The following is a 21,950-nucleotide window of genomic DNA, read 5'->3' as shown; positions in this document are numbered from 1 at the left end:
CAAGCTATCGGAGATACGAAATGAGTATCGGAAATATTGTGCAGTGCATCGGCGCCGTGGTGGACATCGAGTTCCCGCGCGACGCGATGCCGAAGGTGTACGACGCGCTGGTGCTGGAAGACAGCGGCGAAACGTCGTTCGCCGAAAAGGGCCTGACGTTCGAAGTCCAGCAGCAGCTGGGCGACGGCGTGGTGCGTACCATTGCCCTCGGTTCGTCGGACGGCCTGCGTCGCGGCATGCCGGTGAAGAACACCGAAGCGCCGATCTCGGTGCCGGTGGGTCAGGGTACCCTGGGCCGCATCATGGACGTGCTGGGTCGCCCCATTGACGAAGCTGGCCCGATCGCTTCCGACGAGCGCCGCGCGATTCACCAGAAGGCGCCGAAGTTCGACGAACTGTCGCCTTCGACCGACCTGCTCGAAACCGGCATCAAGGTGATCGACCTGATCTGCCCGTTCGCAAAGGGCGGCAAGGTGGGCCTGTTCGGTGGTGCCGGCGTGGGCAAGACCGTCAACATGATGGAGCTCATCAACAACATCGCCAAGCAGCACAGCGGTCTGTCGGTGTTCGCCGGCGTGGGCGAGCGTACCCGTGAAGGGAACGACTTCTACCACGAAATGAAGGAATCCAACGTGCTCGACAAGGTGGCCATGGTGTTCGGCCAGATGAACGAGCCGCCGGGCAACCGTCTGCGCGTGGCACTTTCCGGCCTGACCATGGCCGAGAAGTTCCGCGACGAGGGCCGCGACATCCTGTTCTTCGTCGACAACATCTACCGCTACACGCTGGCCGGTACCGAAGTGTCGGCACTGCTGGGCCGTATGCCTTCCGCCGTGGGCTACCAGCCGACGCTGGCTGAAGAAATGGGCAAGCTGCAGGAGCGCATCACCTCGACCAAGACCGGCTCGATCACCTCGATCCAGGCCGTGTACGTGCCCGCGGATGACTTGACCGACCCGTCGCCGGCAACCACCTTCCTGCACCTGGACTCGACCCTGGTGCTGTCGCGTGACATCGCCGCTCTGGGTATCTACCCCGCCGTGGACCCGCTCGACTCGACCTCGCGCCAGATGGACCCGCAGGTTGTGGGCCAGGAGCACTACAGCGTCGCGCGCGCCGTTCAGCAGACCCTGCAGCGCTACAAGGAACTGCGCGACATCATCGCGATTCTGGGCATGGACGAACTGTCGCCGGAAGACAAGATGGCCGTGAACCGCGCGCGTAAGATCCAGCGTTTCCTGTCGCAGCCGTTCCACGTGGCCGAAGTGTTCACGGGTTCGCCGGGCAAGTACGTGCCGCTGAAGGAAACCATCCGTGGTTTCAAGATGCTGGTGGACGGCGAGTGCGATCACCTGCCCGAGCAGGCGTTCTACATGGTCGGCTCGATCGACGAAGCCTTCGAGAAGGCCAAGAAGATCCAGTAAGCCTTGTTTCGATGCCCCCGCGCCCGCGGGGGCGGCGGTGTATCGCGCCAAGCGATGTAGCCGCCAGAAGCGAAGCGATTGGAGAAAGGATCAGATATGGCAACCATTCTTGTAGACGTCGTCAGCGCGGAAGCGTCGATCTTCTCCGGCCAGGCGAAGTTCGTGGCGCTGCCGGGCGAGTCGGGTGAGCTGGGCATCCTGCCGGGCCACACGCCGCTGATCACGCGCATCCAGCCGGGTGCGGTGCGCATCGAGAAGGAAGACGGCAGCGAAGAGTTCGTGTTCGTTGCCGGCGGCATTCTCGAAGTGCAGCCCAAGCACGTCACCGTGCTGGCCGATACCGCTATCCGCGGTGGCGACCTGGACGAAGCCAAGGCCCAGGAAGCCAAGCGTGCGGCCGAAGAGCTGATGCAGAACCAGAACAGCGATCTCGACCTGGCACGTGCCCAGAGCGAGCTCGCCGTGGCGGCTGCGCAGCTGGCTGCCATTGCCCGCCTGCGTCGTAAGAAGTAAAGCTTCGGTAGTGCTGTCGCGTTGTTGTTTTTTCGATGCGACATTTAAAAAAGGCAGCCGCGAGGCTGCCTTTTTTGTGGGCACAGCGATATGCTTTCGTTCTGCCTGGACAAAAAAAAAGCGCGCGGGCCGGGGAGGCTCCGCGCGGACGGGAAAATCCCTTCGAGGGGTCAATTCGAAGGAACGGGTTCGGTCCAGGTGACAATCAAGGCGCATCGGATACCTGATATCCGCTACAGGCTGCAAAGGCCACGCGCTAAAACGGTCTTCCTGGTGTTCCGGTCCAGCGGCATTCTTCGCTGGATCGGCAAATCGGGTTACTGCAAGAAACGCTACAAAAAGGGCTTTCTTCACCACGCCCCTTTAGGTCTGCACAGCATCTTGGCTGGGGCGCCGCACCCCGAACAGCGGGTGTGTCAATGCATTGTGGGGGAAACTCCCCGGCATGGCAGTAACAAAATGTATCGTTTTGCAAGAAGTTGAAAGCCTCTGGCGCCGATAGCCGTCATGCGCGGCACTTTTGTGAACGTTGAGATCACGTTCGCCGCTGTAACGTGCCTATAGCGTATCATTCCCGGGTCGTTTTTCGTGTTCGCTCTCGCACCATGTCCGTGTGGCGGAATCGTAGTTACGATTCGATACGTCTGCCGTGCTGGCCGGCCGTCGGCGGACCGAAGCGGCACGGTTATCCTGCAGTTGTTCAGCCGTTATCCCAAGACTTGTCCCGCAGTTATTCACAGCCGGAGCCGCAATGCACCCAGAGATGCAGCCAGCGATACATGCCATGCTGGCGATGAAGACCGTGGCCGTGGTCGGCCTGTCAGACCGGCCGGAGCGCGCCAGCCATGAAGTGGCGGAATTCCTGCAGGGCCACGGCTTTCGTATCGTGCCGGTGAATCCCCGCCACGCCGGCGAGTGCATCCTTGGCGAGACCTGTCACGCCAGTCTGCAGCAAGCCGCCGAAGCGTTGGGCGCCAGCGGAGCCCGCATCGAATGGGTCGACATCTTCCGCCGTGCCGAGGACACGCCCGCGGTGGTCAATGACGCCATCGCCATCGGCGCGCGCGGGGTCTGGCTGCAGCTTGGCATCGTCAACGACGAAGCCGTGCGCCGCGCCGCCGCCGCGGGACTGCTGGCGGTCCAGGACTGCTGCAGCAAGATCGAGCTGACACGCGCACTGGCGCCGCGCTGAGCCGCGCCAGCACAGGCCCGTTTTCGTTTTTACAAGCCCCCCGCCGACCATGGCCATCGATCCCGAACTGCATGCCTATTACCGCCGCCTGGCGGACCGCTATGCCGGCGTACCCGCGCCCGCGGACGTCGCCGCGCACCGTGCCCGCTTCGCCGAGATCGCCGCCACTTCGCTGCTGCCGGACCCCGAAGGCATTGCCGTGCAGGACCTGGCGATCCCGCTGGCCGGTCGGACAATTGGCGCGCGGCTGTTCCGGCCGCAGGGCGAAGTCGCGCCGCGGCTGATCGTGTACTTCCATGGGGGCGGCTGGGTCATCGGCTCGCCGCAGACCCACCATACCGTGGCGGCATTGCTCGCCGCGGATACCGGCTGTGCGGTGGCCAGCGTCGACTACCGGCTCGCGCCCGAGCATCCGTTCCCGGCGCCTTGCGATGATGCCGTGGAAGCGGCGGCGTGGCTGGCGGGCCGGCGCCAGGCGCTGGGCCTGGCACCAGATTTCCTGGCGCTGGCCGGCGACAGCGCGGGCGGCCACCTCGCGGCGCAGGCCGCTCAGCATCTCAACGGCGGCAATGCGGTGCGGGTCGACGCCCAACTGCTGATCTACCCCGTCACGGCGCCGGTACTGGCTACGGAAAGCTATCGCGCCTTTGCCGACGGTCCCGGCCTGACGCGCGACGAAATGGCCTGGTTCTGGACCCAGTTCATCGGCGCCGACGCCCTCGCGCAAGGCGCGGCGCATGCCGATCCGCGCGTGCACCTGATGGCCGTGCCGCCGGTACGGCCGCCGGCAACGGTGATCCTGGTCGCGGCCCACGACGTGCTGCGCGACGACGGCCTGGCCTACGCCGACTTCCTGGTGCGCCACGACGCGCCGGTAATCACCATCGAGGCCGGCGGCATGACCCACGGTTTCGCGCGGCTGCAGCCTGAAGCCGGACGCGCGCGCGAGTGGATGCGACGCGCCGCCGGTGCCTTCCGCGACCTGCTGGACGACGCCTGAGCGCCGCCACGGCGTATCGGGCGTGCACCCTGAAGCGCCGGCGCGCGCCGCCCATCCCTTAGAATGGCGGTCTTACGAGGATGACCATGACCGCACTGCAGAACGATACCTTCCTGCGCGCGCTGCGCCGCCAGCCCACCGAATACACGCCGCTGTGGCTGATGCGCCAGGCAGGCCGCTACCTGCCCGAGTACAACGCCACGCGCGCACGCGCCGGCAGCTTCCTGGGGCTGGCCAAGAACCCGGCCTATGCCACCGAGGTGACCCTGCAGCCGCTGGACCGCTATCCGCTGGACGCGGCCATCCTGTTCTCCGACATCCTGACCGTGCCCGATGCGATGGGCCTGGGCCTGTCGTTCGCACAAGGTGAAGGCCCGCGCTTCGCGCATCCGCTGCGCACCGAAGCCGACGTGCAGAAGCTGGCCGTGCCCGACATGTCCTCGCTGCAGTACGTGTTCGACGCCGTCAGCGAGATCCGCCGGGCGCTGGTGCAGGACGGCCGCCAGCGCGTGCCGCTGATCGGTTTCTCGGGCAGCCCGTGGACGCTGGCGTGCTACATGGTCGAAGGCGGCGGCTCGGACGACTTCCGTACGGTCAAGGCGATGATGTACGGCCGCCCGGACCTGATGCACCGCATCCTGGAAATCAACGCCGAAGCCGTGTCGGCCTACCTGAACGCCCAGATCGAGGCGGGCGCGCAGGCAGTGATGATCTTCGACACCTGGGGCGGCGCGCTTGCCGACGGCATGTACCAGACGTTCTCGCTGGCCTATATGCGCCGCGTGCTGGCCGGCCTGAAGCGGGAGCACGCCGGCCAGCAGGTGCCGGCGATCGTCTTCACCAAGGGTGGCGGGCTGTGGCTCGAGGCACTGGCCGATACCGGCGCCGATGCAATCGGGCTGGACTGGACCGTCAACCTGGCCGAGGCACGCCGCCGTACCGGCGGGCGCGTGGCCCTGCAGGGCAATATCGACCCGACCGTGCTGTTCGCGCCCGAGGCGGCGATCCGTGAACAGGTGCGCGGCGTGCTGGACAGCTTCGCGGCGGGCGGTGGCAGCGACGGCCACGTGTTCAACCTTGGCCATGGCATCTCCCAGTTCACGCCGCCCGAGCACGTCACCGTGCTGGTCGACGAAGTGCATGCCTATGGCCGCAAGCTGCGCACCGCGCAGAAGTGACCCGGGCGATATGCGCCGCCGCGGGCCGGGCCGGCGGTGCCCCGCGCTGCAGCGAAATGCACCGGCGCATGCACGGTGCTGCGGGAGGCGCGCCGTTACGCCTGTCAAGTTAACTTTTTTGCCACCATTCGCCAAAAAGGTGCCCGGAGTTGATTCTCGGGGCTTGACTTATGCACACCGATAGGTTTGCCGCAGTGCAAGAGGGGGTTAGTCCTTAACCTATCTGGGGGATGTTTGCAAGGTCTTGATTTTTAAGGCTTTGGAAGATTTGCAAAGCGTGGTCCGATGCCAGTGGATCCCTTGATTTGCGGGCCTTCCGGGCCCTCCGGCGCGACTTTTCAACAAAGTTATCCACAGGGGCGGTGGAATTAGTGGAAAACCAGTCATCTATCATCGACTTAGGGCCACATTTGAAGTTTTACTTTAAGTTGATGTTGCGCCGCACACAAAAACGCTCGCGCCCGCCGTACTGCCGACTCATGCACAGCGATTGCGCAATGGACATGCACCAGGTCAGATCCGATGGCGGACGATAGCCGTGTCGCCACCGAGCTGAGTGACGACCCGGCCATCGCGCCGCCGATCGTCCGTGTGGCCCTGGACACACCTGCCGACGACTGCTTCGACTATCTGGCAACGCCCGAGGTAGCGCCCGGTGACCTGGTCGTGGTGCCTTTTGGCCGCCGCAGCCTGGTCGGCGTGGCCGTGGAACGCGCCGCCACTTCCGATGTGCCCACGGACCGGCTGCGCCCGGTGGCCCGGCGCCTGGACTGGATGCCGCCGCTGTCGCCCGACTGGATCGCGCTGGCGGCGTTTGCCGCACGCTACTACCAGCGCCGCCTCGGCGAAGTCATGCTGCCGGCGCTGCCGCCGGCGTTGCGTGAAGCCGACAGTTGGCCAGGCCTGGCACAGCGTGCCCGCACCGACGAATACCGCCTGTTGCCGGCGCATGTGGATAACCTGCTGGCCGCCGTGCCGCCGCGCGCCCGCAGCGTGCGGGCACTGGCACAAGCGCTCGCCGAATGCGCGGCCGTCGGCAAGCCACTGGCATTGGCCGATGCGCGCGCGCTGTGCGCGGCGGCGCCGGCGCGGCTGGCCGAATGGCAGGCTGCCGGCTGGGTCGAAGCCGATCGCACCGCCCGGCTGCTGCTGCCGACCGCGCCGATGCAAGCGCCGTCCGCAGCCCCCGCCTTGCACGACGAGCAGCGCGCCGCGGTGCAGGCGATCGCCGAGGCGCGGGGTTTCGCTCCCTTCCTGCTGCACGGCGTCACCGGCAGCGGCAAGACCGAGGTTTACCTGCACGCCATGCACGCTGTGCTGGAGCGCGACCCGCGCGCCCAGGTGCTGATGCTGGTCCCCGAAATCAACCTGACGCCGCAGTTGCAATCGCGCATCGCCGCGCGTTTCCCGCACCTGCCGCTGGCTGTGCTGCACAGCGGCCTGGCTGACCAGGAGCGCAGCCTGCAGTGGCTGGCCGCGCACCGCGGCGAGGCCCGCATCGTGCTCGGCACGCGCATGGCGGTGATGGCGTCGCTGCCGGCGTTGGCACTGATCGTGGTCGACGAGGAGCACGATACGTCCTACAAGCAACAGGAAGGGCTGCGCTATTCGGCGCGCGACCTGGCGGTGTGGCGCGCCAAGCAGCGCGGCATCGCGGTCGTGCTGGGTTCGGCCACGCCGTCGATGGAAACCTGGTGGCGAGCAGGGCAGGGCACGTACCGCAAGCTGGTGCTGCGCGAGCGGGCGCAGGCCGATGCCGCGCTGCCAACCGTGCGGCTGGTCGACCTGAACCATGAGCGGCAACGCCAGCGCGCGTTGTTCGAGGGGCTGTCGGTGCCGCTGCTGGAAGCCATTGATGCCCGGCTGGCGCGCGGCGAGCAGAGCCTGCTGTTCCTGAACCGCCGCGGCTACGCGCCGGTGATTGCCTGCGACAGCTGCGGCTGGCTGTCCGGCTGCCCGCGCTGCTCGGCGTACCTGGTGCTGCACCGGCCCGAGCGGCGCCTGCGCTGCCACCACTGCGGGCTGGAGGCCCTGGTGCCGCACCACTGCCCGGACTGCGGCAATGTCGATATCGCGCCACTCGGCCGTGGCACCCAACGTATCGAGGAAGCGCTGGCGGCGCGCTTCCCCCAGGCCCGCATCGCCCGCATCGACGCGGATTCCACCCGGCGCAAGGGCAGCGCGCAGGCGATGTTCGACGAAGTCCACGCCGGCGAAGTCGACATCCTGGTGGGCACCCAGATGGTTGCCAAGGGCCATGATTTCCAGCGCGTGACGCTGGTGGGGATAGTCCACCCCGACGCCGCCATGTTCAGCCATGATTTCCGCGCCGCCGAGCACCTGTTCGCCTCGCTGATGCAGGTGGCCGGCCGCGCCGGCCGCGCCGGGCTGCCGGGCGAGGTGCTGATCCAGACCCGCTACCCGGACACCCCGGCATTGCAGGCGCTGACGCGCCATGACTATGATGGATTCGCGGCCAGCCAGTTGCGCGAGCGGCGCCAGGCCGGGTTGCCCCCGTTCTGCTTCCAGGTGCTGGTCACGGCCGAGCACGGCGAGCTGGACAGGGCGCTGCAGTTCCTGCAGGCGGCGCGGCGGCATGCGGAAACATGCCAGCTGGGGGCCGAGGTGCAACTGCACGACCCGGTGCCGATGTCGATGGTGCGCATCGCCAATCGCGAGCGCGCCCAGATGCTGGTCGAGGCGACGTCAAGGCCGGCGCTGCAACGGTTTGTGGCCGAGTGGGTACAGACTTTCGCAGAGGTAGGGACGGCGGTGAAAGGGGTGCGCTGGCAGCTGGAAATCGATCCGCTCCGGATATGAGCCGGGCTGCGGCAGCTGGTGTAGGTGCAACCAATCTATCAGGGTTAACTATAGGGTTGCACTAGGTTGCACCTTTTGGATTTTCGGGAGTAAGATCGCGCCAGCTCACAGGCTGCGGCCGGTCGTGCGTCCGTGCCTTGTGGCATCGGCGCGGTATTACCGGCGGCGCCCCCCAGTTTTCGGAGAACTGCCCGCATGGCCACCACCACTCTCGGCGTCAAGCTCGACGACGCCTCGCGCGATCGCCTCAAGCGTGTCGCCCAATCCATCGACCGCACGCCGCACTGGCTGATCAAGCAGGCCATCTTCACCTACCTGGAACAGGTCGAGCGCGGGCACCTGCCGCACGAGACCAGCGCCGCCGGTTCGGCCGATCCCGATGGTGCCGACGCCTCCGACCTGGTCACGGCCGACGGCGCGCCGCAGCCGTTCCTGGAATTCGCGCAGAGCATCCAGCCGCAGTCGGTGCTGCGCGCCGCCATCACCTCCGCCTACCGCCGTCCCGAGACCGACTGCGTGCCGGTGCTGCTGGAACAGGCGCGCCTGCCGCAGCAGCAGGCCGAGGCCGCCATCAAGATGGCCAAGAAGCTGGCGACCGCGCTGCGCGAACAGAAGGTTGGCACTGGTCGTGAAGGCCTGGTGCAGGGGCTGATCCAGGAATTCTCGCTGTCGTCGCAGGAAGGCGTGGCGCTGATGTGCCTGGCCGAGGCGCTGCTGCGCATTCCCGACAAGGCCACCCGCGACGCGCTGATCCGCGACAAGATCAGCGGCGCAAACTGGCAGTCGCACCTGGGCCAGAGCCCGTCGCTGTTCGTCAACGCCGCCACCTGGGGCCTGCTGCTGACCGGCAAGCTGGTCGCCACGCATACCGAATCGGGCCTGACCAAGGCGCTCACGCGCATCATCGGCAAGGGCGGCGAGCCGCTCATCCGCAAGGGCGTGGACATGGCGATGCGCCTGATGGGCGAGCAGTTCGTCACCGGCGAGACCATCTCCGAGGCGCTCGCCAACGCGCGCAGGTACGAGGCGCAGGGCTTCCGCTACTCCTACGACATGCTCGGCGAAGCGGCCATGACCGAGGACGATGCCGCGCGCTACCTGGCGTCGTACGAGCAAGCCATCCACGCCATCGGCCAGGCCTCGCGCGGCCGCGGCATCTATGAAGGCCCGGGCATCTCGATCAAGCTGTCGGCGCTGCATCCGCGCTACAGCCGCGCCCAGCACGAACGCGTGATCGGCGAGCTGTACGAGCGCCTGAAGTCGCTGACGCTGCTGGCGCGCCAGTACGACATCGGCATCAATATCGACGCCGAGGAAGCCGACCGGCTGGAGATCTCGCTGGACCTGCTCGAGCGCCTGTGCTTCGAGCCCGAGCTGGCCGGCTGGAACGGCATCGGCTTCGTGGTGCAGGGCTACCAGAAGCGCTGCCCGTTCGTGATCGACTACCTGATCGACCTGGCCCGCCGCAGCCGCCACCGCCTGATGATCCGCCTGGTCAAGGGCGCCTACTGGGACAGCGAGATCAAGCGCGGCCAGGTGGAAGGGCTGGAGGGCTATCCGGTCTACACGCGCAAGGTCTACACCGACGTGTCGTACGTGGCCTGCGCGCGCAAGCTGCTGTCGGTGCCGGACGCGATCTATCCACAGTTCGCGACGCACAACGCGCATACGCTCTCGGCCATCTACCAGATCGCCGGCCACAGCTACTACCCCGGCCAGTACGAGTTCCAGTGCCTGCACGGCATGGGCGAGCCGCTGTACGACCAGGTGGTGGGCCCGACCGCCGACGGCAAGTTCAACCGCCCGTGCCGCATCTACGCGCCGGTCGGCACGCATGAGACGCTGCTGGCCTACCTGGTGCGCCGCCTGCTGGAAAACGGCGCCAACACCTCGTTCGTGAACCGCATCGCCGACGAGACCATCTCGCTGGACGAACTGGTCGCCGACCCGGTCGCCGTGGTCGAAGCCATGCACCGGGACGAAGGCACGCTGGGCCTGCCGCATCCGCGCATCCCGTCGCCGCGCACGCTGTATGGAAAGAGCCGCCCCAACTCGGCTGGCATCGACCTGGCCAACGAGCACCGCCTGGCTTCGCTGTCGTCGGCGCTGCTGGCCGGCACCAGTGAGCGCGTGGTCGCCGAGCCGATGCTGGGGACCGACGTGCCGCGCGCGGCCGACGCCATCACCACGCCCGTGCTGAACCCCGCCGATCACCGCGATGTGGTCGGCCAGGTCACCGAAGCCAGCCAGGCCGATGTCGACGCCGCGCTGCAGGCCGCCGTCAATGCCGCGCCGATCTGGCAAGCCACGCCGCCGGATGTGCGCGCCGCCGCGCTGGAACGCGCCGCCGACCTGATGGAAGCGCAGATGCAGTCGCTGATGGGCATCATCATGCGCGAGGCCGGCAAGACCTTCTCCAACGCCATCGCCGAAGTGCGCGAGGCCGTGGACTTTCTGCGCTACTACGCCGCCGAGATCCGCCGCGGCTTCGACAACGAGACCCATCGCCCGCTGGGCCCGGTGGTCTGCATCAGCCCGTGGAACTTCCCGCTGGCGATCTTTACCGGCCAGGTGGCCGCGGCGCTGGCCGCCGGCAACCCGGTGCTGGCCAAGCCCGCCGAACAGACCCCGCTGATCGCCGCCGCCGCGGTGCGCCTGCTGCGCGAGGCCGGCGTGCCGGCCGGCGCGGTGCAGCTGCTGCCGGGCCGCGGCGAGACCGTCGGCGCCGCGCTGGTGGGCGATGCCCGCGTCAAGGGCGTGATGTTCACCGGCTCGACCGAGGTCGCGCGCATCCTGCAACGCAATGTCGCCGGCCGTCTCGACGCCGCCGGCCGCCCGATCCCGCTGATCGCCGAGACCGGCGGCCAGAACGCGATGATCGTCGACTCCTCGGCGCTGGCCGAGCAGGTGGTCGGCGACGTGGTCAACTCCGCCTTCGATTCGGCCGGCCAGCGCTGCTCGGCGCTGCGCGTGCTGTGCCTGCAGGAAGACGTGGCCGACCGCGTGCTGGAAATGCTCAAGGGCGCGATGCAGGAACTGACCATGGCCAACCCGGACCGCCTGTCGACCGATGTCGGCCCGGTGATCGACGAAGAGGCGCGCGCCAGCATCGTGCGCCATATCGATGCCATGCGCGCCAAGGGTCGCCGTGTCCACCAGGCCGATCCCAACGCCGCGCAGGGCGCCAGCTGCCGCAACGGCACCTTCGTGCCGCCGACGCTGATCGAGCTGGACAGCATCGAGGAACTGAAGCGCGAGGTGTTCGGCCCGGTGCTGCACGTGGTGCGTTTCCCGCGCGCGGCGCTCGACACCATGGTCAGCCAGATCAACGGCACCGGCTACGGCCTGACGCTGGGCATCCATACGCGCATCGATGAAACCATCTCGTTTATCGTCAGCCGCGCCCATGTGGGCAACCTGTACGTGAACCGCAATATCGTCGGCGCGGTGGTGGGTGTGCAGCCGTTCGGCGGCGAGGCGCTGTCGGGCACCGGTCCCAAGGCGGGCGGCCCGCTCTACCTGCACCGGTTGCTGTCGGTGTGTCCGCAGGACGCGGTGGCACGCAGCGTGCGCGCGGCCGACGTGACCAACCATGCCGAGACGGTCGGCCCGGACGATGACGCCGTGCGCGCCGCCGAAGCCTTCCGCAACTGGGCCGGCACCGAGCTGCCGGCGGTCGCCGACGCCTGCGCGCGCTTTGCCGAGGCATCGCCGTCGGGCCTGGCGGTGACCCTGGCCGGCCCCACCGGCGAGCGCAACACCTACACGCTGCTGCCACGCGAACGCGTGCTGTGCCTGGCCGCGCAGGAAGCCGACCTGGCGCTGCAGCTGGGTGCCGTGCTGACCGTGGGCGCGCAGGCCGTGTGGCCGGAAAGCCCTGTTGCGCAGGGGCTGTTTGCGCGCCTGCCCAAGGGCGTACAATCGCGCGTCCGCATGGTGGCTGACTGGACCACTGCGGACATCGCCATCGACGCGGTGCTGCACCACGGCGACTCCGACCAGCTGCGCACGGTGTGCGAGCAGGTGGCGGCGCGCCCGGGTCCGATCATCGGCGTGCAGGGGCTGGCGCAAGGCGAACCGAACGTCGCGCTCGACCGCCTGCTGATCGAGCGCTCGCTGTCGGTCAACACCGCGGCCGCGGGCGGCAATGCAAGTTTGATGACGATCGGCTGAGGCATTCTCGGACGCGCGTCTTGTCGAAGCGCGCACCGGTGGCGGCGATCCCGTCCCGGCGCGCATACCAAGGAGGGCGCGGCACTGCCAGGCCGCGCCTAGAAAATACGCCGCTTTAGGGCGCCATACCGGCACCACCGCGGCACAGCGTGGCACCAATTGGGACCCAAGGAGATCTGATGAGCTCGACATTCCACAAGACGGCACTGACCGTTGCCCTGACCCTGGCCGGCCTGACCGGCGCCTCCGCCGCCTTCGCGCAGGCGCAGGAAATCAAGCTGGGCTACGCCGGCCCGATGACCGGCGGCCAGGCCCAGTATGGCAAGGACATGCAGAACGGCATCGTCCTCGCGATCGAGGACATGAACGCCACCAAGCCCAAGATCGGCGGCAAGGAAGTCAAGTTCGTGCTGGTCTCCGAAGATGACCAGGCCGACCCCAAGACCGGCTCGGTGGTCGCGCAGAAGCTGGTCGACAACGGCATCCAGGGCATGCTCGGCCACTTCAACTCGGGCACCACCATCCCGGCGTCGATGGTCTACAGCCGCGCCGGCATTCCGCAGATCGCCATGGCGACGGCGCCGGAATACACCAAGCAGGGTTTCAAGACCACCTTCCGCATGATGACCTCCGACACCCAGCAGGGTTCGGTGATCGGCGCCTACGTGGTGAAGAAGCTGGGCGCGAAGAACATCGCCATCGTCGATGACCGCACCGCCTACGGCCAGGGCCTGGCCGACGAGTTCGAGAAGGCCGCCAAGGCCGCCGGCGGCAAGATCGTGCGCCGCGAGTTCACCAACGACAAGGCGGTGGACTTCAAGGCCGTGCTGACCAACATCAAGCGCAGCAACCCGGACATCATCTTCTACGGCGGCGCCGAGACCCAGTCCGCGCCGATGGCCAAGCAGGTCAAGGAACTGGGCATCAAGGCCCCGCTGGTGTCGGGCGAAATGTCCAAGACCGACAACTTCCTGAAGCTGGCCGGCCCTGCCGCCGAAGGCACCGTGGTGTCCCTGGCCGGCCTGCCGCTGGACCAGATGCCGGGCGGCGCCGCCTACGAGAAGAAGTACGAGAAGCGCTTCGGCTCCAAGGTGCAGACCTACTCGCCTTACTCGTATGACGGCGCCACCGCGATGATGGCCGCGATGGTCAAGGCCGGTTCGGCCGATCCGGCACGCTACCTGCCGGTGCTGGCCGCGACCAGCATGCAGGGCGTGACCACCAAGACGCTGGCCTATGATGCTCGCGGCGACCTGAAGGACGGCGGCATCACCGTCTATAAGGTGGTGGGCGGCAAGTGGACCGTGCTGGAAACGGTCGGCGGCAAGTAAGCAGTCTGCCCGCCAGGCAGGACGCCACCCTCGGGTGGCGTTTTGTATTTGTGCAAAGGCTTAAGGAAAGCGGCTGCGGTGCCGATGGTTGTCCGGATGCGGATCGTCCTCATGGCGCATAATCCCGCACTCGCTTACCAAAAATGCAGAAGGAGCAGTACGTGTCCGTGCCGGAAGTCAGCTACGACCACGCCATCGAGCTTGCCAACCAGGGCCGCTTCGCCGAAGCCCTGCAGATCGCCGACCAGCTTGCGCAGGCCCGGCCCGAGGTGGTCGATTTCGTCACGCTGCGCGCGCGGCTGCACTTCGACAACGGCGATGCCGCCACGGCGCTTGCCGTGCTGGACGAGGCGCTTGCGCGCCTGGACAGCCTGCCGCTGCAGCCGCCGCACCGCTGGGCCTCGCGCGGCGTGATCGCGCACCGCTACGGCGCCATGCTGATGAGCCTCGGCCGCGACGCCGAGGCGCGCCCGTGGCTGCACGAGGCCGCGCAGCGCAGCGGCCTGCTGTCGGGCGAGTGGCCGGCGCATTTCCACGCCGGCCTGGCCGCGCTGCGCATGAACGACATGGCCGCCGCGGCGCGCTACTGGCACGATCTGATGTTCCGGAATCCCGACCTGGGCGCCGAGGACATCACGCCGCTGGTGCGCGACTACGTTGCCCGCGCCGAGGCCGCCGGCGTGCCGGTGGAGCCGCTGATGCGCGTCTGCCTGGGACGCGTGGCGCTCGACAACCCGCACCTGCTGCAGCTCGACGCCGCTGCCGGTGACGCGCTCGCCGCGGACCAGGCCGCCCGCGTGCTGGCCGAGCATCCCGACCATCCCGAGGCGCGCCGGCTGCGCGCGCCGCTGCGCTGGGGCGTGGGCGACACGCAGGGCGCGCTCGACGACCTGGCCGTCTACCTGCGCCAGGTGCCCGACCCGCAGGCCCAGGTACGCGAACTGGCCTGGCGCCATCAACTGGCCAGGGCCGGCGCGCAGGATGCCGAACGCGAGCCCTGGCTGCGCTTGGCCATCACCGACAAGTCCGACGACGGCGCCGCATACTACCGCGCCGCCATGGCGCTGGGCGAGTTCATCGACGAAGTCCCCGCCGCCGAGGCGGCGCTGCGCCCCGCGCTGGTGGCCGCGTGCCGCCATGGCGTGAGGTGCTACGACCAGTATTTCGCCACCGGCCAGGGCGATGCCGCCGGGCATGGCGGCAATGCCGATCCGCACGTGTATTCCTTGTTGTGCCGGCTGCTGGCGCGCAGCCTGCCCGCCGATGCCGCGCACCTGGAAGAGCGCATCGCGCTGCATCGCCAGGGCATGGCCGCCAGCGAGTTCATCGACCACTGGATCGACCTGCTCGACTGCCATGCCGGCGCGGGCCAGCACGGCAAGGTGGTCGAGCTGGCCGGCGAGGTGCTCAACCGCTATCCGCTCGAGCGCAACCCGGCCGACGTCACCTGGGCCTTCAGCCGCCTGATCGCGGCGTGGAAGGCCATGGGCGGCGCCGAACCGGCCGAGGCCGCGCGCGCCGCGATGGCACACATGGACGCGCGCCTGGATGCGCTGCCGGTGGAGGCGCGCAGCGAGGCCGCGCACCCGATGGCCCACGCGCGCGCGCATTTTTCCGCGCTGCTGCAGGGGCAGATGGCGCGCATGGACGAGCATGACCGGGCCGACGCGCTGGCCGAGATCGAGGCCCAGCAGCGCCGCGCGCTGCTGGTCGAGGATGCCTGGCTGTACAACCGCTTCGGCCTGCTGTGGCGCGAACTGGGCGACACGGAGCGCGCGCTGCCGATGTTCGAGCAGGCGGTCGCGCTGACCGAAGGCGATCCCGAGGACCAGGCCGGTCCGCGGGTGCAGCGCGGCCTGGTCCATAACGCCGCGCGGCGCCACGAAGCGGCCATGGCGGACTTCGCCGCGGCCTTTGCGGTGCGCGACGACTGGGATGCCGAGGTATGCCTGCGTGTGGTCGAGTCGGCGCTCGGGCTGCGGCAGCGCGAGACGGCGCTGGCCTACTTCGACAAGGCACGGGCCCGTGGCGGTGCACAGGGCGCCACGCGCGCTTTGTACGCGCAGGTGGAGACGGCGTTGAAGTCCACCCGCCCGCGCTGGAAAGTCTGGGGCGTCTGAAACGCCGCATCAGTACCTGGCCGCGTTCGGTTCCGCGCAAAATGTAAAAAAATCTATTCCGGTAAATAGCGTTTTTTACGAGAATTTGACCGAAGTTCGTTGTACGTTTGGTGCGGTGTCGGACAATCACTGACATGGATTGGGATGTGCTTACATTACCATGTCGACCATGAACGGACTGAGCCAACTATTTCCATCATTCCCCCTCGCCCCAGGCGGCCTGTTCTGGGTCGGGCTGGCGCTCGTCGGCGCGGGCCTCGCGGGCGAGGTAAGCCGCCGCTGGCTGCGCTGCCCGCGCATCGTGGGCTATGCCGTCGCGGGGCTGTTCGCCGGGCTGCTCGGGCGCGGCATCGTCGACGAGAACATGATCAACCAGACCCGTATCCTGATCGATATGGCGCTGGCACTGGCCCTGTTCGAGCTCGGGCACCGGCTGTCGCTGACCTGGCTGCGCGCCAACCGCTGGCTGCTGCTGACCAGCGCCTTCGAGAGCCTGCTGACCTGGGGCCTGGTCGCGGCGGTGCTGCAATGGATCGGCGCCTCGCCCGGCGTGGCGATCCTGGCCGGCGGCATTGCCGTCAGCACCTCGCCCACCATCGTGCTGCAGCTCAAGAATGAACTGCGCGCAGAGGGCCAGGTCACCGAGCGGCTGATGGCAATGGCGGCGCTGAACAGCATCTACGCCGCCGCGATCGTGCAGCTGACCACCGGCTGGCTGCATTCCGAATACGGCAACCTGGGCGCCGCGCTGCTGCACCCGCTCTACCTCTTGGTGGGGTCGTGCCTGCTGGCATGGGTGGCGGGCAAGGTCGGCCACGTGATCTATGAGCGCATGTCGGCCGATGACCACTACAGCTTCCTGGTGCTGGTGGGCCTGGTGCTGTTCACGCTGGCGCTGACCCGGGTACTAAAATTGTCGATGCCGCTGACGCTGCTCCTGGCCGGCGTGGTGTTCAAGCACCAGGACAGCCAGCCGCATGTGTGGCCGCCGCACTTCGGCAGCGCCGGCAGCCTGCTGATCATCGTCATGGTGGTGTCGCTGGGCCTGCCGCTGACCGCGCATGACTGGGTCGTGGGTGGCGCATATGCCGTTGTGCTGGTGCTGCTGCGCCACCTCGCCAAGTTTGCCGGCGTGGTGTCGCTGGGATCGTTCTCCGGCCTGAGCCTGCGCCAGTGCATGGCGCTGGGGGTGGCGCTGGCGCCGATGTCGGGGCTGGCCTACCTGCTGATGAGCGACGTCGCGCGCATCTACCCCGGCACCGGACAGCCGCTGGCCGCCATCATCCTGTGCGCGCTGGCGATCGAACAACTGCTCGGCCCGGTGATGGCAGCGTGGGCGCTGCGCTTCGCCGGCGAATCCCGGGCCAATGGGGGAGGGCGCTGATGTCGCTCGAATCGTTCAAGCAATCCGAGGCGCTGACCTTCGGCGTGGAGCTGGAGCTGCAGCTGGTCAACCGCCACGACTATGACCTGGCGCCGTTCGCGCCCGACCTGCTGCGTGCGCTCAGGGGCGCCGAGCATGCCGGCGACATCAAGCCGGAGATCAGCCCGTCGATGATCGAGATCAGCACGGGTATCTGCCACAGCTACCAGCAGGCGCTGGACGAGCTGACCACCATGCGCGACCTGATGGTGGCGGCCTCGCACTCGCTCAACCTGGGCATTTCCGGCGGCGGCACGCACCCGTTCATGCAATGGTCCGACCGCACCATCTCGGACTCGCCGCGCTACCAGTACATCTCCGAGCTGTATGGCTACCTGGCCAAGCAGTTCACCGTGTTCGGCCAGCACGTGCATATCGGCTGCCCGACAGCGGACGAGTCGCTGTTCCTGTTGCACGCCATCGGCCGCTACGTGCCGCACTTCATCGCGCTGGCGGCGTCGTCGCCGTATGTGCAGGGTGTCGATACCGGCTTTGCCTCGGCGCGCCTGAATTCGGTCGCGGCCTTCCCGATGAGCGGGCGCGCGCCCTTCCTGCTGACGTGGGATGCCTTCACCGCGTACTTCGAGAAGATGCGCAATACCGGCGTGATCGAGAGCATGAAGGACTTCTACTGGGATATCCGTCCCAAGCCGGAGTTCGGCACCATCGAGGTCCGCGTGATGGACACGCCGCTGACGGTGCAGCGCGCCTGCGATATCGCCGCCTATATCCAGATGCTGGCGCGCTACCTGCTCCTGTCGCGCCCGTTCATGCCGCAGGAAGACGATTACCTGGTGTACACCTTCAACCGCTTCCAGGCGTGCCGCTTCGGGCTGGACGGCGAATACGTGCATCCCAACGAGCTGACCCGGATGCCGATCGCCGACCACATCCTGTCGATCTGCGATGCGCTGGTGCCGCATGCCGAGGCGCTCGGTTCGCTGCCGGCGCTGGCCAATATCCGCGTGCTGGCCGAGCGCCGCGACGGCGATGCCGAATGGCTGCGCCAGACCGATGCCGACGCGCGCAGCCAGCGCGAGACCGTGCGCAAGGCGTGCGAGCGCTGGGCGGTGTAGCAGCACCCGCCGCCGTGTGCGGCGGCGCACGCGCGGATCAGCGGGATGCGGGCGGCGGCAGCAGGAACGCGAGCGCGTTGCGCCACCATGCCTCGTCGACGTATCCGGTCCAGTCGTTGTGCCCGGCATGGTCGATGACCGCCAGGCGGCGGGGCTCGTCCAGCGCTTCATAGAGCGCCTTGCCGAACCGGGGCGGCACGATGTTGTCGCGTTCGGCCACGACCACCATGACCGGGCGGCCAAAGGCGGCCAGGTGGGTCACGCTGTCGTAGCGGTCGCGCAGCAGCCATCCGGTCGGCAGCCATGCATAGTGGTGGGCGGCGACGTGGGCGAGCTTGTCCCACGGCGTGATCAGCAGCACGGCATCGACGTGCTCGCGCTGGCGCGCCGAGACGGCCGCGGCAACACCGGCGCCGAGCGATTCGCCGACCAGCAGCAGCGGGCCGCCGAACTGGCGCCGGGCCAGCGCAATCGCCTGCCCGGCATCGTCGACGAAGCTGCGCTCGCCAAGCGCGCCGTCGCGCGGGCCATAGCCGGGATATTCGGCCAGGATCACGCGGATGCCCAGCCGCGTCAGCACGCTGGCATAGTAGCCGCGATGGCCGGCATGCCCGGCATTGCCGTGGAAGACCATGGCGGTGGCGCGGGCGGGTCCGTGCGGTTCGGCCAGCAGGCCGCGAAAATCATCCGGGCCCGGCCATGCGCGCAGTCCGGGCGCGACCATGTCGTCGACCGAGGCCTTGCCGGGGAAGTAGAGGAAGCGATCCTGCAGCATCAGGACGGATCCAAGCAGGACCACGCCGGCCAGCAGCCAGCGCAGCAGGCGCCGCGCCGACGCGGACCGTGCCGCAGGCAGCGCGGTGGCCGGCATGGCGGATGCGCTAGGCGCCGGCGACCACCGGTTCGCACCGCACCTCGGTCCGGACCGAGCTGGCGATAAAGCAGGCATCGTGCGCGGCATGGTGCAGGCGCTCCAGCTCGTCGCGGGTGGGTTCGCGCTCGCCGGAGAAGGTGACCTGGGGGCGCAGGGTCACCACCGTCATCGCCATCCGGCCCTCGCGGTTCTTTTCCATCAGGCCGGTGGCGGCATCGACATAGCGGTCGACGACAAAGCGCTGCTTCGCCGCCAGCGACAGGAACCACAGCATGTGGCAGCTCGACAGCGAGGCGATGAACATCTCTTCCGGATCGACCGCGCTGGCGTCCGACATCGGCAACGGCACCACATGGGGCGACGATGAACCGGGGACTTCCGCGCCGCCGTCGAAGCGCAGCACGTGCCTGCGGCTGTAGCGGTTGCCGGTGAAATCCTGCCCGTCGCGCTGCCACAGGACTTCGGCGGTATATACGGACATGCGCAGACTCCCAAGGTTGGAATGCTTCAGGCGCCGTGCGGCACGCTCTCGCCGTCGCGCAGGCCCAGGCGCCGGTTGGCCGGGACCGCGATATCGATCAGCCTGGGCCGCGGCAGGTTCAGGTTGCGCATCATCTCGATGAACTCCTCGCGCGTGCGGCCGGATACGCGGCTGTTGTGCGCGCGCTCATGGCCGATGGTGGAGGAGGTCTGGCCCTTGTAGTCGTGCGCGGGATAGACCCGGGTGTCGTCGGGCAGCGCGAACAGCTTGCGGGTCAGGCTGTCGTACAGCGTGCCGGCATCGCCCGACTGGAAATCGGTGCGGCCGCAGCCATCGATCAGCAGGGCGTCGCCCGTGAAGACGCGGCGCACGATGCCCTCGGACGTGGGCTCTTCCCACAGGTAGCTCATGCTGCCGGCGGTGTGGCCGGGCGTATGGATCGCGCGCAGCACCTGCTTGCCGAATGCGACAGTGTCGCCGTCGATCAGCTGTTTCTGTGCCGGCTTGATCTCGCAGCCCGACGGCGCCGCGGTGTGCGCGCCGGTCTGCATCGCAAGATGGCCGGCGGAGGTGATGTGGTCGGCGTGGGCGTGGGTCTCGATGACCCAGGCCAGGTGTGCGCCGGTCTCCTTGACCAGCGCGAGATCGCGTTCGAACTGATGGTCGACCGGGTCGATCAGCAGCGCGTCCTTCGTTTCCGCATCGATCAGCAGGTAGGTGAAGGTGGACGAGGTTTCGTCAAAGAGCTGGTGGAAGGTCTGCATGGCGGGCCCTCTTGTTCTGCAGTCGGGGAACGCCGCCATGATACGCCGCAAACCATGGACAATGTACGTCGGTTTAGCACTCCACGATATTCACCGCCAGTCCGCCGCGCGCCGTTTCCTTGTACTTCGTCTTCATGTCGGCGCCGGTCTCGCGCATGGTCTTGATCACCGAATCGAGCGATACGTAGTGCGTGCCGTCACCTCGCAGCGCCATGCGCGCCGCGTTGACCGCCTTGACCGACGCCATCGCATTGCGCTCGATGCACGGAATCTGCACCAGCCCGCCGACCGGGTCGCAGGTCAGGCCGAGATTGTGCTCCATGCCGATCTCGGCCGCGTTTTCCACCTGCGCCGGGCTGCCGCCGAGTACCGCGGCAAGCGCACCGGCGGCCATCGAGCAGGCCACGCCGACCTCGCCCTGGCAGCCGACCTCGGCCCCGGAGATCGATGCGTTGAGCTTGTACAGCAGCCCGATCGCGCCCGCGGTCAGCAGGAAGTCGACCACGCCCTGCTGGTTCGCGCCCGGCACGAAGCGGTCGTAGTAATGCAGCACGGCCGGGATGATGCCGGCGGCGCCGTTGGTCGGCGCGGTCACCACGCGCCCGCCCGCGGCGTTCTCTTCATTGACGGCGATGGCGTACAGGTTGACCCAGTCCATCACCGACAGCGGATCCGACAAGGTGCGCTCGGCGCGCTCGGTCAGGCTGCGGTACAGCTCGGGGGCGCGCCGCTTCACCTTGAACGGCCCCGGCAGTTCGCCATCGGTGCGGCAGCCGCGCGCGACGCAGGCCTGCATCACGTCCCAGATATGCAGCAGCCCGTCGTTGACTTCCTGCTCGCTGCGCCAGGTCAGTTCGTTTTCCAGCATCAGCCGCGCAATGCTCTTGCCGCTGGCCTGCGCCATTTCCAGCATGTCCTTGCCGCTGCGGAACGGATGCGGCAACTGCTGCGCGGCGTTCAGCACCTGGGTGTTGGGCGCGCCGGCGGTGACCACGAAACCCCCGCCCACCGACAGGTAGCGCGCCTCGCGCAGGCTCGCGCCGCTGCTGTCGAAGGCATGAAACTTCATGCCGTTGGGATGCTCCGCCAGCGCCTCGCGGCGGTAGAACGCGATGTGCTCCTTCTCGACGAAGGGAACGATATGGCGGCCCAGCAGCGACAACTGGCGCGCCTTGCGCAACGCCGCGAGCCGCGTGTCGATGGAATCGGGATCGATGGTGTCGGGCGACTCGCCCATCAGGCCAAGGATCACACCCTTGTCGGTGCCGTGCCCCTTGCCGGTGGCGCCGAGCGAGCCGTACAGCTCGACCCGCACGCTGGCTACCTGCGCCAGCAGGCCGTCGCGCTCCAGCCCCTGCGCGAACATCAGGGCCGCGCGCATCGGGCCCACGGTATGCGAACTCGACGGGCCGATGCCCACCTTGAACAGATCGAAGACGCTGACTGCCACGGAATGTCTCCAGCGATGGGATGGCCCTGAAGAGGCTCTTGTTAGGCGGTCGAAGTACGCCGACAGACACCGCCGCCGGCGGGCCCGTCAGCTTGAGGATAGTGCCACCGCCGGGCCACCGCGGTCGCGGC

15 protein-coding genes are annotated in these 21,950 nt (G+C 67.9%); 11 read left to right on the top strand and 4 right to left on the bottom strand.

Annotated elements, in window-relative coordinates; all coding sequences use genetic code 11:
• Nucleotides 1-20 precede the first annotated feature (20 nt).
• The 11 genes from atpD (at nt 21) to JTE92_RS29620 (ending at nt 18,250) form a co-directional block, all read left to right on the top strand.
• On the top strand, nt 21-1,424 hold the full coding sequence (gene atpD, locus JTE92_RS29670) for a F0F1 ATP synthase subunit beta (RefSeq protein ID WP_063240869.1): 1,404 nt from the start codon (nt 21-23) through the stop codon (nt 1,422-1,424).
• 96 nt (nt 1,425-1,520) lie between these two features.
• Complete coding sequence (locus tag JTE92_RS29665; protein WP_029046528.1) at nt 1,521-1,937, top strand: F0F1 ATP synthase subunit epsilon; 417 nt, start codon at nt 1,521-1,523, stop codon at nt 1,935-1,937.
• Between the two features lie 751 nt (nt 1,938-2,688).
• A complete protein-coding gene (locus JTE92_RS29660; RefSeq protein ID WP_063240870.1) occupies nt 2,689-3,129 on the top strand; it encodes a CoA-binding protein in 441 nt (146 codons plus the stop codon).
• Nucleotides 3,130-3,178: 49 nt separating this feature from the next.
• Nucleotides 3,179-4,129, top strand: a complete 951-nt coding sequence (locus JTE92_RS29655) for an alpha/beta hydrolase (protein ID WP_063240871.1) — start codon at nt 3,179-3,181, stop codon at nt 4,127-4,129.
• A gap of 80 nt (nt 4,130-4,209) precedes the next feature.
• Entirely contained in the window at nt 4,210-5,307 is a 1,098-nt protein-coding gene (gene hemE / locus JTE92_RS29650) for a uroporphyrinogen decarboxylase (protein ID WP_063240872.1), read from the top strand.
• 522 nt (nt 5,308-5,829) lie between these two features.
• The gene (locus JTE92_RS29645; protein ID WP_063240873.1) at nt 5,830-8,127 is read left to right on the top strand and encodes a primosomal protein N'; all 2,298 of its coding nucleotides are present in this window, start codon (nt 5,830-5,832) and stop codon (nt 8,125-8,127) included.
• A 195-nt stretch (nt 8,128-8,322) separates the two neighbouring features.
• On the top strand, nt 8,323-12,300 hold the full coding sequence (gene putA / locus JTE92_RS29640; protein WP_063240874.1) for a trifunctional transcriptional regulator/proline dehydrogenase/L-glutamate gamma-semialdehyde dehydrogenase: 3,978 nt from the start codon (nt 8,323-8,325) through the stop codon (nt 12,298-12,300).
• 179 nt (nt 12,301-12,479) lie between these two features.
• Nucleotides 12,480-13,631 (top strand): branched-chain amino acid ABC transporter substrate-binding protein, encoded by a 1,152-nt coding sequence (locus tag JTE92_RS29635; protein WP_063240875.1) that lies wholly within the window; start codon nt 12,480-12,482, stop codon nt 13,629-13,631.
• 161 nt (nt 13,632-13,792) lie between these two features.
• Nucleotides 13,793-15,751, top strand: coding sequence for a tetratricopeptide repeat protein (locus tag JTE92_RS29630; protein ID WP_063240970.1), 1,959 nt, complete (start codon nt 13,793-13,795; stop codon nt 15,749-15,751).
• Between the two features lie 160 nt (nt 15,752-15,911).
• On the top strand, nt 15,912-17,135 hold the full coding sequence (locus tag JTE92_RS29625) for a cation:proton antiporter (protein WP_063240876.1): 1,224 nt from the start codon (nt 15,912-15,914) through the stop codon (nt 17,133-17,135).
• Nucleotides 17,135-18,250: a YbdK family carboxylate-amine ligase gene (locus JTE92_RS29620; RefSeq protein ID WP_063240877.1), complete on the top strand. Its 1,116-nt coding sequence runs from the start codon at nt 17,135-17,137 to the stop codon at nt 18,248-18,250. Before JTE92_RS29625 ends, JTE92_RS29620 begins: the two co-directional genes overlap by 1 nt.
• 37 nt (nt 18,251-18,287) lie before the next feature.
• Here JTE92_RS29620 and JTE92_RS29615 read toward each other — a convergent pair whose 3' ends face one another.
• The 4 genes from JTE92_RS29615 to JTE92_RS29600 form a co-directional block, all read right to left on the bottom strand.
• Nucleotides 18,288-19,025 (bottom strand): alpha/beta hydrolase, encoded by a 738-nt coding sequence (locus JTE92_RS29615; RefSeq protein WP_371136936.1) that lies wholly within the window; start codon nt 19,023-19,025, stop codon nt 18,288-18,290.
• 106 nt (nt 19,026-19,131) lie between these two features.
• A complete protein-coding gene (locus JTE92_RS29610; RefSeq protein WP_063240879.1) occupies nt 19,132-19,605 on the bottom strand; it encodes an OsmC family protein in 474 nt (157 codons plus the stop codon).
• A 26-nt stretch (nt 19,606-19,631) separates the two neighbouring features.
• The gene (locus tag JTE92_RS29605) at nt 19,632-20,369 is read right to left on the bottom strand and encodes an MBL fold metallo-hydrolase (RefSeq protein ID WP_063240880.1); all 738 of its coding nucleotides are present in this window, start codon (nt 20,367-20,369) and stop codon (nt 19,632-19,634) included.
• A gap of 73 nt (nt 20,370-20,442) precedes the next feature.
• Complete coding sequence (locus tag JTE92_RS29600; protein ID WP_063240881.1) at nt 20,443-21,819, bottom strand: L-serine ammonia-lyase; 1,377 nt, start codon at nt 21,817-21,819, stop codon at nt 20,443-20,445.
• Nucleotides 21,820-21,950 lie beyond the last annotated feature (131 nt).

This window comes from Cupriavidus oxalaticus (assembly GCF_016894385.1).
Taxonomy (GTDB): domain Bacteria; phylum Pseudomonadota; class Gammaproteobacteria; order Burkholderiales; family Burkholderiaceae; genus Cupriavidus; species Cupriavidus oxalaticus.
Note: the sequence above shows the minus strand (reverse complement) of the source record. Positions and strands in the feature narration are given on the sequence as shown.

Coding starts and splice junctions, on each gene's coding strand:
- putA (WP_063240874.1), top strand. CDS start 8,323: ATGGCCACCACCACTCTCGGCGTCAAGCTCGACGACGCCTCGCGCGAT.
- JTE92_RS29615 (WP_371136936.1), bottom strand. CDS start 19,025: ATGCTGCAGGATCGCTTCCTCTACTTCCCCGGCAAGGCCTCGGTCGAC.
- JTE92_RS29625 (WP_063240876.1), top strand. CDS start 15,912: ATGTCGACCATGAACGGACTGAGCCAACTATTTCCATCATTCCCCCTC.
- JTE92_RS29620 (WP_063240877.1), top strand. CDS start 17,135: ATGTCGCTCGAATCGTTCAAGCAATCCGAGGCGCTGACCTTCGGCGTG.
- JTE92_RS29610 (WP_063240879.1), bottom strand. CDS start 19,605: ATGTCCGTATATACCGCCGAAGTCCTGTGGCAGCGCGACGGGCAGGAT.
- hemE (WP_063240872.1), top strand. CDS start 4,210: ATGACCATGACCGCACTGCAGAACGATACCTTCCTGCGCGCGCTGCGC.
- atpD (WP_063240869.1), top strand. CDS start 21: ATGAGTATCGGAAATATTGTGCAGTGCATCGGCGCCGTGGTGGACATC.
- JTE92_RS29660 (WP_063240870.1), top strand. CDS start 2,689: ATGCACCCAGAGATGCAGCCAGCGATACATGCCATGCTGGCGATGAAG.
- JTE92_RS29655 (WP_063240871.1), top strand. CDS start 3,179: ATGGCCATCGATCCCGAACTGCATGCCTATTACCGCCGCCTGGCGGAC.
- JTE92_RS29605 (WP_063240880.1), bottom strand. CDS start 20,369: ATGCAGACCTTCCACCAGCTCTTTGACGAAACCTCGTCCACCTTCACC.
- JTE92_RS29645 (WP_063240873.1), top strand. CDS start 5,830: ATGGCGGACGATAGCCGTGTCGCCACCGAGCTGAGTGACGACCCGGCC.
- JTE92_RS29665 (WP_029046528.1), top strand. CDS start 1,521: ATGGCAACCATTCTTGTAGACGTCGTCAGCGCGGAAGCGTCGATCTTC.
- JTE92_RS29635 (WP_063240875.1), top strand. CDS start 12,480: ATGAGCTCGACATTCCACAAGACGGCACTGACCGTTGCCCTGACCCTG.